We start from the raw sequence: 13,098 nt of genomic DNA, 5'->3' as shown, positions 1-13,098 counted from the left end.
TTATCCTAATTAATTGAATTTAAAATTTATCGTCCTAACCATGGACGAGGGTTCACGGTTTTACCTTGTCTGCGAATTTCAAAATAGAGGGCAGGACGTTCTTGGCCGCCACTGCTACCCACTAAGGCGATAGGTTGGCCCGCTCTAACCTCTTGGCCAACATTCACTAAGGCACTTTGGTTATAACCATACAGGCTCATATCCCCTTTACCGTGCTCAACGACGACAACGAGCCCATAGCCTTGCAACCAGTCAGCCAGTAACACACGCCCATCAGCGATGGCTTTGACTTGCGTTCCTTCATTAGCGGCGATAACCATGCCTTTCCAACGTAGTTCGCTGGAAATGACATCACCGTAGTTATGAAGCAATGAGCCGCGAACTGGCCAAATAGCTTGCCCAGCAGGGCGCCCTAAACCGCCAGTACGGGACATCAGTGAACGTTCACTCTCTGACGGTTTATAGGTTGAGCCTTTTTGTTTGGCTTGACGCTCTTTTTCAGCGACTTGTGCGCGAATACGTGCGGCTTCTTTGGCCTCTCGCTCTGCTCTGGCCTTAGCTTCACGTTCGGCGCGAGCAATTTTGTCGCGTAATCTCGCTTCGTTTTGTTTTAGAACAGCAAGATTTTTTTGGTCTTCTTTTAATGTACTTTCAAGGGCATTTAAGGTTTTTTGCCGTGAAGCACGTGCATTATCCAACTTTCGTTTTTCTTGTTGCTGGCGAGCCAGCGTTGTTTTTTGTTCGGCTTGTTTTTTTTGTTCGAGTTGTTTTTGTTCTTGTAGCTCTTTAGTGGTTTCTTCTAATGCGGCAATGTTTTTTTCACGCGCTTGATTTAAATAGCTGTAATAGGCCAAAATACGTTCTTCTCGCTGGCCTTCTTCACCTTTGAACATGAGGGTTAACCCTTGGTGTTTACCTAACCGGAAGGCAGCGTCTAGTTGGTCAGCTAATAATTTTTCTTGTTGTTGTTTTTTGGTTTGTAGCTGCTTGATATTGCTATTTAAGGAAACAATTTCTTTATCTAATTGTTTTAGCTGATTTTGAGTTTCATGCAGGCTACGCCCTGCGGCGGAAATGCTTTGCTCTTGTTGTTTAAGTTGTTCAAGCAGTGCTGAGCGCTTGGCTTGTTGTTCTTTTACGCTTTTTTCTTTTTCAGCAATACTTTTGAGTAAATCATGTAATTGCCCTTTATTTTCAGTGATCTGGTTGGCAAACACAGTTTGTGTTGGGGCGAGCGCAAGCAACCCTAACCCAAAGAGAGCGCTAATAGCCTGACGAATAAATGAAATTTTCATTCGATGATGTGTATTGGCCATCGTGATAAATCACCTCAATTAAATGCAATAACTGATTATTTCATCTGCAAGTGATGGTTTCCAGCACTGTCTAACAAATAGTATTGAAAACATTTATAAATTCGGACTTTTGCCCTGAATCAGAACTATATTAAGTCAAATAACACAGTTTTATTATCACTGATTTATTTTGTATAGCCAGTATTCAATACTTTTTTCTTATTCACTGCCTATTTGAAGCACGATTTAGACCTGTTTCGCACGTTTATGATAAAATATTTGCGTACCGCTTCGAAACAGAAAAGCGATTTTTCACTGAACGGTGTTAATTTTGCGTGCCTTAGCGCAAAAAAAATAAGCTAGTTTGCGGGAATTGGCTGTAATTAGCTCAACACAAAGGTATACTCAGAACCCTTTGATATTCGTTTTTAACTAACGGGAGTGATTGCCCCCCATGATCCAAGAAATCATGCAATTTGTAAGCCGGAACATGTTATTGAGTCTGGTTTGGATAGCGCTATTAGTTGCTGTGGTTGTTATGACCTTTAAAGGCCTTTTCTCTAAAACGAAAGTGATTGCTCGTTCACAAGCGATTACACTGATTAATAAAGAAGAGGCGGTTGTTGTCGATTTACGTTCTCGCGATGATTTCCGTAAAGGGCACATTATTGATTCTATTAACTTAACACCGTCTGAAATTAAAGAGAATAATTTAGGTGAATTAGAAAAACACAAACAGAAACCAGTGATTATCGTTTCTGCGAGTGGTATGGAATCAGGTAAACCTGCTGAACAGCTGGCACAACACGGTTTTGAAAAAGTCTTTGTCCTGAAAGAAGGGATCTCTGGCTGGGCAGGTGAAAACCTTCCGCTAGCTCGTGGTAAGAAGTAGTTATCCAGCATGTATTTGCTCCCAAGTTATATTCGCAGTATGTGACTTGGGTAGCGCAATGCAGCGAACACCCCTGTAGCTCAAAGAATGACAGGGAAAATTCATATGGAAGTTAAAGGTACATAAACTATGTCAGAACAAAACAACTCAGAAATGGTTTTTCAAATTCAACGCATTTATGCAAAAGACGTTTCATTTGAAGCACCTAATGCACCACACATCTTTCAACACGAGTGGCAGCCAGAAATTAAATTAGATTTAGATACTTCTTCAACTCAGCTGTCTGAAGGTGTTTATGAAGTTGTTTTACGCGTCACAACGACTGCAACTTTAGGTGAAGAAACCGCTTTCCTGTGTGAAGTCCAGCAAGCGGGTGTTTTCTCTATCGAAGGTATTGAAGGTACTCAAATGGCACATTGCTTAGGTGCATATTGCCCGAACATCCTGTTCCCATATGCACGTGAAGCAATCACTAGCTTAGTGGGCCGTGGTACATTCCCACAATTGAACTTAGCGCCAGTTAACTTTGATGCACTGTTCATGAACTATTTACAGCAGCAACAAGGTGAACAAGCGCAGAACTCAGAAGCTCAACAGGACGCTTAATGAATACTGCTTCAATGACAGTGATCGGTGCCGGCTCGTACGGCACCGCTTTAGCCATTACGCTTGCACGTAATGCACATCAGGTTGTGTTATGGGGCCATGACCCAAAACACATTCATCAATTAGAACAAGATCGCAGCAATCAGGCGTTTTTGCCTGGCGTTTCTTTTCCTGATAGTTTATCTCTCGAAACGGACTTAAAATGCGCCGTTGAGGCGAGCCCTAATATCTTGATTGTGGTACCGAGCCATGTTTTTGGTGATGTACTAAAGCAAATCCAGCCATACTTACGCGCAGACTCCCGTATTATTTGGGCGACTAAAGGCTTAGAAAGGGATACTGGCCGTTTGTTGCAAGAAGTGGCACGTGAGGTATTAGGTAATGAAATTCCTCTGGCTGTGTTGTCCGGTCCAACGTTTGCAAAAGAGCTCGCCGCAGGTTTACCAACAGCAATTTCTGTTGCCGCAAGCGATAGCCAATTTGGTGATGACTTACAAAAGTTATTCCATTGCGGCAAGAGCTTTCGCGTCTATAAGAACCCGGATATGGTTGGGGTGCAACTGGGCGGTGCAGTGAAAAACGTGATTGCTATTGGTGCCGGTATTTCTGATGGCATGGGCTTTGGTGCGAATGCACGTACTGCATTGATTACCCGCGGTTTAGCTGAAATGAGTCGTTTAGGTGCAGCTTTGGGAGCAGACCCTGCAACTTTTATGGGTATGGCAGGCTTAGGTGACCTTGTGTTAACGTGTACAGATAACCAATCCCGTAACCGCCGTTTTGGCATGATGCTAGGTGATGGCGTTAGCGTTGAAGATGCAGAAAAAGAGATTGGCCAAGTCGTTGAAGGCTATCGTAATACCAAGGAAGTCCGCGCACTGGCTGAGCGGGCAGGTGTTGAAATGCCAATTACTGAGCAAATTTATCAAATCCTTTACCGTCATAAAAATGTGTTAGAGGCGGCGCAAGCACTACTAGGGCGTGCGACGAAAGATGAAATTGCCGATATGCCAAAGCTGCATGATTAATAAAAATAGATAGGTGAGTGATTATGTCGCGTGAAGAACTGGATAGAATTTGGGGTTTCATTAAAGATGAAGCGAAGTCTCTTGCGGACTGCGAACCACTCCTCGCCAGCTTTTTTAACGCGACATTGTTAAAGCACGACAATTTAGGCAGTGCGCTCAGCTATATGCTAGCCAATAAACTGAGCTCGCCGATTATGCCAGCGCTTGAAGTGCGTGAAATTGTTGAAGAAGCTTATCGCAATGACGAAGGCATGATTTTCTCTGCAGCAATGGACTTAGCCGCGGTTCGCCTACGTGACCCCGCCGTTGATAAATATTCCACTCCATTATTGTATTTGAAAGGTTTCCACGCCTTGCAAGCCTATCGTATCGGTAATTGGCTGTGGAAAGAAGGCCGCCAAGCGCTGGCAGTTTACCTACAAAATCAAATCTCCGTTTCATTTGGGGTCGATATCCACCCAGCTGCTCGTATTGGTTGTGGCATCATGCTTGACCACGCAACTGGCATCGTGATTGGGGAAACTGCAATTGTGGAAAATGATGTATCAATCCTACAATCCGTCACACTCGGTGGTACTGGGAAAACCTGTGGTGACCGCCACCCGAAAGTGAGGGAAGGGGTGATGATTGGCGCAGGGGCAAAAATACTCGGTAATATTGAAATTGGCCGCGGCGCAAAAATTGGCGCAGGTTCAGTCGTGCTTCATCCCGTTCCACCGCACACCACAGTGGCAGGGGTTCCCGCACGTATTGTCGGTAAACCAACCAGCGATAAACCGTCCTTAGAAATGGATCAAAACTTTAATGGCAGTATTTGGGGTTTTGAAGATGGGGATGGAATTTGAGTTGTGAGGGTTCTAGTTCGATCGTTTTCATTTTTGATTTCCTTCATTTGTATATAAATCGACCAAAAATTTGCCTTAACCTCAATGAAGTTATACAATGTTTATACATTGAGAAACTAATATACTCAAAAATAAGTATGGGGTAAGAGAAATGAGCGTTGCTATAAAAAAATGGGGAAATAGCCAAGGCATTGTTATCCCATCAGCTATCTTAAAACAATTAGGTATTGAGGTTGGTCAACGTCTTGATATTTCTGTTAATAACGGTAATTTGGTTCTTTCTCCCAAAAAGAAGATAAGGATGTTTTCTGAAGCTTATTTGCTTGACAATATGAATGAATATAATAGTCATTCAGATGAACTTGCTCAAATTAATGATATGGAAATTGGTGAATGAGTAAAAGTTACATACCAAGGCGAAATGATATTATTTGGTTAGATTTTGACCCAACGAAAGGAAAAGAAATAGGAAAATATCGGCCTGCACTCGTTTTATCCAGTGTGGAATATAATAAAAAATCAGGCTTGGTAATTTGTTGTCCTATTAGCACAAGCATTAGAGGGCACATAACAGAAGTAGGGATAAATAATCTTGATACTCCGTGTGTTGCTGCGGCAAACCTTATTCAAACACTATCTTGGAAAGATAGAAGTATGAAGTTTGGAGTAGTTGCTGATGAGGGGGTTCTTGATAGTGTGCTCGCAAGGTTGATCCCATTAATTGGTGGAGAGCATTTTTTTATTGATTCAAACTAAAGGAACTCAAACTGAGCTCCTTTTATAATCTAGTCCTTTAGCAGCGCCCCTGCATACCCCAACTGCCTCCATGCTTCAAACACAACCACTGCCACAGAGTTGGATAAATTCATACTGCGGCTATCTGCCAACATAGGAATACGAATTTTTTGCTCCATTGGCATGTTATCTAGCACATAAGGTGGCAACCCACGGGTTTCAGGGCCAAACATCAAATAGTCATTTTGTTGGTAGCTGACATTGCTGTGGCTTGGTTTACCTTTAGTGGTTAAGGCAAACACGCGAGCCCCACTTTCAGATTGGTTATTATCCGGGTTTAGCCCTTCACTTTTTAAAAAAGTAAAATAATCATGGTGGTGCTTGATATCGGCAAATTCGCTATAGTCTAAACCCGCACGGCGTAGGCGTTTATCATCCCATGTAAACCCAAGAGGGTGAATAAGATGCAAATCAAAGCCAGTATTGGCACAAAGACGAATGATATTGCCAGTATTTGGCGGTATTTCCGGTTCGAATAAAACAATGTGTGGCATAACGTTAAGCTGATATTTTTGATAAGAAATGATGAGAAGAGTTTACGCGCAAATGGCTTTGTTTTCATGTGGAACTTTTATTTGTACCGTAAAAATTATTTGTACCCCTGAAAACAAAAAACGAGCCATAAAGGCTCGTCTCTGAAATAACTCGTTGAGGCTAGCTGTTATAACCATTAGGGTTCATGGACTGCCAACGCCAGCTATCATTCACCATATCTTGAATTGAATACTGTGCCTTCCAGTTTAAATCTTTCAATGCTTTTTCTGGGCTAGACCAGCATTCCGCAATATCACCGGGGCGTCTTGCTACAATCTCATATTTAATTGGTTTACCTGCCGCTTTTTCAAAAGCAGTAATAATTTCCAGCACACTTGTGCCAGTTCCTGTACCAAGATTGTAAACATGTAATCCTGCTTGTTGGCTAACTTTATTCAGTGCGGCAATATGGCCATCTGCTAAATCCATCACGTGAATATAGTCACGCACACCAGTACCATCCGGTGTTGGGTAATCATTACCAAATACCATGACTTGTGGGCGGCGGCCTACAGCGACTTGTGAAACAAACGGTGCCAAATTATTTGGAATACCTTGCGGGTCTTCCCCCATGGTTCCGGATGGGTGTGCGCCAACAGGGTTAAAGTAACGCAGCAATGTCAGTGACCAATCATCTTCCGCAGTATATAAATCCGAAAGGATACGCTCAACCATATACTTACTGGTTCCATATGGGTTGGTGGTTCCACCGACTTTGGAATTTTCTGTTAATGGTACTTCTTCAGGGTCGCCATATACGGTTGCCGATGAACTAAAAATCAGGCTTTTAACACCAGCTTTTTTCATGCTTTCCACTAATACCAGTGTGCCATTGACGTTAACATCATAGTATTCAATCGGTTTCTGTACTGACTCACCAACGGCTTTTAACCCAGCAAAGTGAATGACGGAATGAATTTGATGATTAGCAAAAATGGACGCTAAAATTTGGCGATCACGCACATCACCTTGGTAAAAGACCGGCTTAACACCTGTGATAGCTTCAATACGGTTAAGCACTTCAAGGTTAGCATTATGCAAGTTATCTAAAATAACCGGCTGCATCCCTTGCTGGATCATCTGTACACAGGTATGGCTACCAATGTAGCCAAGACCACCAGTAACGAGAACGTGTTGATTATTCATCTCAATATTCCTGAGTCTTAATATTCGTAATGGTAGTTATAATCGTCAGATCTTGCATCGATACCATTCAAGATCACACCCGTAATTTCGATATCATTTTGCTTAAAGCGTTTCAGTGATAAATCGACATCTTTCACGGTATTCACCCCGTAGAAAGCAATCAGTAATGAAGTACCGACATATTTACCAATAATTGCTGAGTCAGTAATTGCTAAGATTGGTGCGGTATCGATCACCACAATGTCGTATTGGTTTTTGACTTTATCCAGCAACTGCTTAAAGCGCTCACCCATTAATAATTCAGACGAGTGAGTGACATTTTTACCACGGCAAATCACATCAAGATTTTCAATCACGTTGGCATGAATAGTGGGTGATTCTATGTTTTGCTGTGACAGATATTCAGATAAGCCCGCTTTATTGTTTAAGCCAAAGGCTTTGTGCAAACGACCTTTACGTAAGTCGGTATCGATTAATAACACTTTCTTACCTGCGTTAGCCAGTACCACCGCCATATTGGAGGTAACAAAACTTTTCCCGACTCCAGGTGACGCACTAGTCACCATAACGAGGTTGTTACCTTGGTTCATAACCGAGAAGTACACGCTGGTACGTAATGAACGGATAGCTTCAACGGCGGTATCTGCTGGGTTTTCTATCGCTAATGGGCTCTTATTGCCTGCTTCAATCAGTTTTTTCTCATGGGCTGAGAAAGGAATGGTAGCGTAGACGTTGACACCCAATGCATCGATATCTTCCGTGCTCTTAATTTTATTATTAAAGAACTCGCGAGCAATCACATACGCACAGCCGACAATAAAGCCAAGGATAGTGGCAAGAGCAACAATCAGTGATTTTTTTGGTGCCACAGGCTTTGGTTGGGACTCCGCAGAATCAATAATACGCACATCCGCGGTAATACCGGAGTTCAGTACACTGAGCTCTTGTTGTTTCGCAACTAACTGAGCGTAAATCGCTTGTTCTGCTTCAACATCACGGGTTAAACGGACGATTTCTTGTTGGGTATTCGGTAATTTTTGAATGTTTTTGCTGATTTTTTCTTTTTCGCGTAACAACTGTTGGCGCTTGTCTAATAGGGACTGATAAGCTGGGTGGTTACGAGTATATAACTGTTGAATCTCCACTTCTTTGAAGGTCAATTCATTGAGCTTTTCTTCGACCTGCAAAGCAGTATCTAAAGCCGCTTTAGCTTCTAAAGAAAGGTCAATCGATTCATTCTTTTTACGAAAGGCATTGAGCTGGTTTTCGTAGTTATCTAATTTCTTTTTAATCGTAGGTAAGTAGCCATCTAAGAACACGAGTGTATTGTTGGTGACTTCTTTTTTACGTTCGGTATTTTGGTCTACATAGTTTTGGATAACACTGTTGAGAATGTTAACATTCTCAACTTGATCCGCACCTTTAATGGCTAAACTGATAATACCGGTACCTTTGCCCACTTCCGCGATGGTTAGGGTATTGCGTAAGTCTTCAATGGTGGAGTAACGGGCATTTTTGATTAATGAAAACTCTTCGCCAGTTTCAGCCGCGAAACTGGAAATTAATAAGTTAATTTCCCCTTGTTTGAGCACTTCACCCACTTTACCTTGCAAGACTTGGCCATCCACATTGAGGGAATAATTATTATCCCCCAAATACGTCAGGGTCAATGGCTGGCCAATTAAGTTTTCAGGTAATTGAAATAGGGCAATATGGACGGGAGCCACTTCACCAAGTAACTTACTGACAAAGCCTTCAGGGGCTGCTTGAGTGTCTAAGTTCAAGTCTGCAACGGTTTTACCTAACACCATGCGGGACTTGATGACTTCAATTTCAGAGTCGACTTGGTTATTGCTGTTACCAAATGGCATGACATCACTCATTTGGTCGAGTAATGAGACCTGACCTAATTTGTCATACTGTAAGGTAGCATTCGCTTGGTATATGGGGGTTGCTAATAAACTGTATGCAATGGCGATAGCTGCAAAAATAACAGTAAAAAACCCAATTTTAATGGTGTTGGATTTCAAAACTTTAAACAGAGCGAGCAGATCGATTTCATCTGAGGCAGGGGAGCTATTTTTTGTTGTGTTCATAATAGGTTAAATGTTAAGTCATCCAATAAATAAAATTAAATTTTGCCTTGCCAAGCAATCGCGGCTTTTTCCATCAACTGGTAAACATGTTCAAACATTTCATCGCTGCGTTTGTGCGGGTCAGGGATTTCGGTTTTATTGATCCATTGCCCAAATAACATCACCTTACCGCGAGTTTCAGGAAACTGCTGATGGATTTTAGCAATATGATCGTTTTCCATCACTAGGATTAAGTCTGCTTTATGGCATATTTCGCTGGTTAATCGACGTGATTGGTGGTTTTCAAGGGAAAGGTTATGTTGCTTGGCTATCCGGATGGCACTGTCATAAGCGGGCAACTTATTTTTTGCGATAATACCAGCAGAACGCACTTTTTTTTGTGGGAAGTAATTTTGTAATAAACGCTCCCCCGTAGGAGAGCGACAGATATTTCCCATACAAACAACGAGAATATTATTAAACATTGTGTATTACCAATCGTGAATACGCTTGGTGCCTTCCGTTAACTGGTTATAAGAGGCAATGGTTGGTAATAGTTGGGTAATCAGGCGGTTCCAACGCACTACTGGCGCTGCAGTAACATATACTAAGTCATAAGGTTGCAGTTTAAATTCAGTTCCCATCACAAGTGAGGTGGCATCTGATAAGTCTAACTGATACACCGCGGCCATTTTTTTCGGTAATAGTGCTTCGAGTTCTTTATCTTCAGCAGGCTGGTTTTTAATTGGGCGAATAACGAATACACCCGTTGCATTAGCAGTTGTTTGGTTTATCCCGCTCGCTTTGCTTAGAGCTTCAGTAATGCTCATACCCGCACGGTCAATGGTTAAGGTCGTTGGTTGACCGACTTCACCCATCACAAACACTTTCTGGCTATCATTACGTGGCACATATAGCACATCACCTGGTAGCATCAGGTAATTCTGGGTTAAATCGCCATACTGAACTAAATCTTGTAATGACACTTTGATTTCCTTGCCATTACGGGTAAGAACGACGTTATCCCAATCGGCTTTTTCGGTTAAGCCACCGGCATTATTAAAGGCTTCTAAGATAGTCAAAGGAACGTTAGTGATAGGTAGTGTACCTGGTTTGGCAACTTCGCCAGAGACATACATTTTTTGTGAGCGGAAGGCAGCAATACTGACATCCACTTGTGGGGATTCAATATAGGTGGCTAAACGGTTGCTGATCAGTGTACGGATTTCAGTGACGGTTTTACCGATCACTTTAACTTTACCAATATACGGGTAGTAGATAGTGCCGTCAGCGTGAACCCAGTTACCGGAGTCCTGCGCACTACGGTATGAACCCGCAGGGATAGTCAGTTCAGGGTGGTCCCAAACTGTGATAGTTAATACATCACCTGCGCCCACACGGTACTCATAGTTAGTCAGTTGCTTTTCTAACTGCGCATTGGGTTTAGCAATGGTGGGGGCGGTGTACATATCATCCAATAATTTTGGTGAAATTGGGTAGATATCAACTAATTTGGTAATGTCACGGTCACCGGTATCAACCACATTTTTGTCTGAGGTTGACATATAGGCACCGGGGGTGATGGTGCAGCCCGTTAATGCGGTTAGCATAAGTACAGCAACAGAAAGACGCTTCATAAATACACTCTATCCCTATAGCAATATGGTTAAAGGCACTCGCCTATTTTATTTGAATTCGTATTGAACTGTATTGGCTATACCTTTTTCCAGTGTGACTGGTGGTGTAAATGAGGTATCAGCAATGTAGTTTGATTTAAATTGTGTTCTTGCACAGAATTTTTTCACTCTAATACTGCTGACAGGAAATTCTTTACCTGTCACTTTAGAAAGAATGTCGAAGCAGTAACCGCCTAATATTCCGATTGGGTAAGGAATTCGGATATTTGATTTTGGTTTATCTAACGCACCACAAATTACAGTGGTTAGTTCATTCATAGTAAAGTCAGGTTTATCAATATAATTGAAAATATGTTTTCCAGTTGTAAACGTAGTCGCAAAATAAATAAATGCAGCGACATTTTCAACATAAGCCATCGATTTTTGGTTATTCCCTGCTCCGATCATTAAGAAACGACCTGAAGCAATTTGGCGAAATAAATTATAAACATTACCACGGTTATTTTCACCAAAAACAACCGTTGGGCGTATGGTGACTAAGATATTATCTGCTGACTTGGCTTGCCATGCATCATAGACATATTCAGCTTCAAGTTTTGATTTGCCGTAGTCATTAAACGGATGGTATTCACCGTCTTCGCCAGTTTCTTTTTCAACAAAGCCATAAACAGCGACAGAAGAGGTAAATACAATATGTTTAATGCCAAGCTGCTCAGCCACATCACAGACATTTTTAGCACCATCAACATTCACTTCATAGTAAAGGCTAATTGGGTGCACATTATCTTTATGTTGAGCAGACAAATTAATAATAACATCACTGCCTTTTAATGGCTCAATAAGTGTTTCAGGTTTGGTAACATCAGCAAATTCCCATTTTTCAGGATGAGCTTCGCTTTTTTGAATATCAACAATTTTGAAATCGATATTTTGGGATTTTAATTGATTAGAGAGACGGGTGCCGATAAAACCGGAACCACCGATGATAGTTAGCATAGTTAATCCTGAGTTTTATTTTCTGATTATGCCTTTAATGGCATAGCCAATAAAATATTTAGTTGATTTTATGATATTAAAACTTAATTCCTGGCGGTAAAACTTCCATTGATATTTTGCGGCGTCAATTTTATTTTGAGTCATACCTGAGTCAGTTCGATAGTCAGCAAGGACTTGAGGACAACAGTAAGCTGTGTGACCTTGGGCTAATATTTTTAGCCATAGCCCCATATCCTGTCTTTTCCTGATCAGCGGCATAAATTGCTTGCCTAATATTTTTGTATCATAGACAGCAGTCAGACAACCAATGATATTGCAATAAAGTAATTCATTATATGTCACAGTATTTGGAGGAATAACGAGTTTACCTTTGCCCTCTTGTGTAAACTTTTGGTATTGAGTATACGAAAGAGGATAGTTTCCTTCTATCATATGGCTTAATTGAGCTTTTAATTTATTTGGACGCCATAGATCATCACTATCTAGGAAAGCTATAAACCGACCTTGAGCTGCTTCTATACCAGTATTTCTAGCTACCCCAGCACCGCCATTTTGTGTTAATTGAATAAGTTTGATTCTGTTATCACTGAAGGAATTAATAATATTAATAGAATTATCTGTAGATAAGTCATCAATAATAATTAATTCAAAGTGAGGATAGGTTTGGTTTAACACAGAATTAATGGAGTCTTTTATATATTGCTCTGCATTATAACAAGGCATAATAATAGAAACTAATTCTTGGGTTACAATTTCAGACATCTCATCGTCACCAAATTAATCATTACCAAATAAATCGCGGGTATAGACTTTCTCTGCCACATCTTCCAGTTCAGGCACCATCCGGTTGGCTAAAATAATGTCGCTTTCTGCTTTGAAAGTCTCTAAGTCACGAATAACTTTAGAGCGGAAAAACTCTTCTTCTTTTAAAACCGGCTCATACACCACCACTTCGATACCTTTCGCTTTGATGCGCTTCATCACACCCTGTACCGCAGAGGCGCGGAAATTATCAGAGCCTGCTTTCATGACTAAGCGATAAACACCGACTTTACGTGGTGCTTTAGCGATAATCGCATCGGAAATAAAGTCTTTGCGAGTACGGTTCGATTCCACAATGGCGTTAATCAAGTTATTTGGTACGTCATCGTAGTTAGCTAACAGTTGCTTGGTATCCTTTGGTAAACAATAACCACCGTAACCGAATGAAGGGTTGTTATAATGGCTGCCAATACGTGGGTCTAAAGAT

At 41.4% G+C, this 13,098-nt stretch carries 15 protein-coding genes; 6 read left to right on the top strand and 9 right to left on the bottom strand.

What is annotated here, in order from left to right; translation table 11 throughout:
• Positions 1–26: 26 nt before the first annotated feature.
• Positions 27–1,316 (bottom strand): murein hydrolase activator EnvC, encoded by a 1,290-nt coding sequence (gene envC, locus PR725_RS15290; RefSeq protein ID WP_115168198.1) that lies wholly within the window; start codon positions 1,314–1,316, stop codon positions 27–29.
• Between the two features lie 433 nt (positions 1,317–1,749).
• Here envC and PR725_RS15285 point away from each other — a divergent pair, with 433 nt between their 5' ends.
• The 6 genes from PR725_RS15285 to PR725_RS15260 all read left to right on the top strand — a co-directional run bounded on the left by PR725_RS15285 (position 1,750) and on the right by PR725_RS15260 (position 5,422).
• Positions 1,750–2,187, top strand: a complete 438-nt coding sequence (locus tag PR725_RS15285; RefSeq protein ID WP_004265159.1) for a rhodanese-like domain-containing protein — start codon at positions 1,750–1,752, stop codon at positions 2,185–2,187.
• A gap of 129 nt (positions 2,188–2,316) precedes the next feature.
• On the top strand, positions 2,317–2,793 hold the full coding sequence (secB, locus tag PR725_RS15280; protein ID WP_004906947.1) for a protein-export chaperone SecB: 477 nt from the start codon (positions 2,317–2,319) through the stop codon (positions 2,791–2,793).
• Positions 2,793–3,821 carry an NAD(P)H-dependent glycerol-3-phosphate dehydrogenase gene (gpsA, locus tag PR725_RS15275; protein WP_004906948.1) on the top strand — a complete coding sequence of 343 codons (1,029 nt, stop codon included), beginning with the start codon at positions 2,793–2,795 and terminating at the stop codon, positions 3,819–3,821. The genes secB and gpsA overlap by 1 nt, the downstream gene beginning before the upstream one ends.
• 23 nt (positions 3,822–3,844) lie before the next feature.
• The gene (cysE, locus tag PR725_RS15270) at positions 3,845–4,666 is read left to right on the top strand and encodes a serine O-acetyltransferase (RefSeq protein ID WP_004906950.1); all 822 of its coding nucleotides are present in this window, start codon (positions 3,845–3,847) and stop codon (positions 4,664–4,666) included.
• Between the two features lie 151 nt (positions 4,667–4,817).
• On the top strand, positions 4,818–5,063 hold the full coding sequence (locus tag PR725_RS15265; protein ID WP_004906951.1) for an AbrB/MazE/SpoVT family DNA-binding domain-containing protein: 246 nt from the start codon (positions 4,818–4,820) through the stop codon (positions 5,061–5,063).
• The gene (locus tag PR725_RS15260; RefSeq protein WP_004906953.1) at positions 5,060–5,422 is read left to right on the top strand and encodes a type II toxin-antitoxin system PemK/MazF family toxin; all 363 of its coding nucleotides are present in this window, start codon (positions 5,060–5,062) and stop codon (positions 5,420–5,422) included. Before PR725_RS15265 ends, PR725_RS15260 begins: the two co-directional genes overlap by 4 nt.
• 29 nt (positions 5,423–5,451) lie before the next feature.
• Here PR725_RS15260 and trmL read toward each other — a convergent pair whose 3' ends face one another.
• From trmL to PR725_RS15220, 8 genes are all read right to left on the bottom strand, one after another.
• Positions 5,452–5,955: a tRNA (uridine(34)/cytosine(34)/5-carboxymethylaminomethyluridine(34)-2'-O)-methyltransferase TrmL gene (gene trmL / locus PR725_RS15255; RefSeq protein WP_196719875.1), complete on the bottom strand. Its 504-nt coding sequence runs from the start codon at positions 5,953–5,955 to the stop codon at positions 5,452–5,454.
• A gap of 160 nt (positions 5,956–6,115) precedes the next feature.
• Positions 6,116–7,141 carry a UDP-glucose 4-epimerase GalE gene (galE, locus tag PR725_RS15250; RefSeq protein WP_109912517.1) on the bottom strand — a complete coding sequence of 342 codons (1,026 nt, stop codon included), beginning with the start codon at positions 7,139–7,141 and terminating at the stop codon, positions 6,116–6,118.
• A 17-nt stretch (positions 7,142–7,158) separates the two neighbouring features.
• A complete protein-coding gene (locus PR725_RS15245; protein WP_202983390.1) occupies positions 7,159–9,237 on the bottom strand; it encodes a polysaccharide biosynthesis tyrosine autokinase in 2,079 nt (692 codons plus the stop codon).
• Between the two features lie 35 nt (positions 9,238–9,272).
• On the bottom strand, positions 9,273–9,701 hold the full coding sequence (locus PR725_RS15240; protein ID WP_240105727.1) for an arsenate reductase/protein-tyrosine-phosphatase family protein: 429 nt from the start codon (positions 9,699–9,701) through the stop codon (positions 9,273–9,275).
• A 6-nt stretch (positions 9,702–9,707) separates the two neighbouring features.
• Positions 9,708–10,853: a polysaccharide export protein gene (locus tag PR725_RS15235; protein ID WP_272569644.1), complete on the bottom strand. Its 1,146-nt coding sequence runs from the start codon at positions 10,851–10,853 to the stop codon at positions 9,708–9,710.
• 48 nt (positions 10,854–10,901) lie between these two features.
• Positions 10,902–11,849: an NAD-dependent epimerase/dehydratase family protein gene (locus PR725_RS15230; protein WP_272569642.1), complete on the bottom strand. Its 948-nt coding sequence runs from the start codon at positions 11,847–11,849 to the stop codon at positions 10,902–10,904.
• 15 nt (positions 11,850–11,864) lie between these two features.
• Positions 11,865–12,611: a glycosyltransferase family 2 protein gene (locus tag PR725_RS15225; protein WP_272569640.1), complete on the bottom strand. Its 747-nt coding sequence runs from the start codon at positions 12,609–12,611 to the stop codon at positions 11,865–11,867.
• A gap of 15 nt (positions 12,612–12,626) precedes the next feature.
• On the bottom strand, positions 12,627–13,098 hold a 472-nt coding region (locus PR725_RS15220; RefSeq protein WP_272569638.1), incomplete at its 5' end, for a UDP binding domain-containing protein.

Source organism: Providencia sp. PROV255 (assembly GCF_028478065.1).
Classification (GTDB): Bacteria; Pseudomonadota; Gammaproteobacteria; order Enterobacterales; family Enterobacteriaceae; genus Providencia; species Providencia rettgeri.
The sequence above is the reverse complement of the archived record's forward strand: the minus strand, read 5'-3'. Positions and strand labels throughout refer to the sequence as shown.

Bases quoted from the DNA above. Each gene is read 5' to 3' on its own strand.
- secB (WP_004906947.1), top strand. From the start codon at position 2,317: ATGTCAGAACAAAACAACTCAGAAATGGTTTTTCAAATTCAACGCATT.
- PR725_RS15230 (WP_272569642.1), bottom strand. From the start codon at position 11,849: ATGCTAACTATCATCGGTGGTTCCGGTTTTATCGGCACCCGTCTCTCT.
- PR725_RS15240 (WP_240105727.1), bottom strand. From the start codon at position 9,701: ATGTTTAATAATATTCTCGTTGTTTGTATGGGAAATATCTGTCGCTCT.
- PR725_RS15285 (WP_004265159.1), top strand. From the start codon at position 1,750: ATGATCCAAGAAATCATGCAATTTGTAAGCCGGAACATGTTATTGAGT.
- PR725_RS15245 (WP_202983390.1), bottom strand. From the start codon at position 9,237: ATGAACACAACAAAAAATAGCTCCCCTGCCTCAGATGAAATCGATCTG.
- PR725_RS15265 (WP_004906951.1), top strand. From the start codon at position 4,818: ATGAGCGTTGCTATAAAAAAATGGGGAAATAGCCAAGGCATTGTTATC.
- PR725_RS15260 (WP_004906953.1), top strand. From the start codon at position 5,060: ATGAGTAAAAGTTACATACCAAGGCGAAATGATATTATTTGGTTAGAT.
- cysE (WP_004906950.1), top strand. From the start codon at position 3,845: ATGTCGCGTGAAGAACTGGATAGAATTTGGGGTTTCATTAAAGATGAA.
- envC (WP_115168198.1), bottom strand. From the start codon at position 1,316: ATGGCCAATACACATCATCGAATGAAAATTTCATTTATTCGTCAGGCT.
- PR725_RS15235 (WP_272569644.1), bottom strand. From the start codon at position 10,853: ATGAAGCGTCTTTCTGTTGCTGTACTTATGCTAACCGCATTAACGGGC.
- galE (WP_109912517.1), bottom strand. From the start codon at position 7,141: ATGAATAATCAACACGTTCTCGTTACTGGTGGTCTTGGCTACATTGGT.
- gpsA (WP_004906948.1), top strand. From the start codon at position 2,793: ATGAATACTGCTTCAATGACAGTGATCGGTGCCGGCTCGTACGGCACC.
- trmL (WP_196719875.1), bottom strand. From the start codon at position 5,955: ATGCCACACATTGTTTTATTCGAACCGGAAATACCGCCAAATACTGGC.
- PR725_RS15225 (WP_272569640.1), bottom strand. From the start codon at position 12,611: ATGTCTGAAATTGTAACCCAAGAATTAGTTTCTATTATTATGCCTTGT.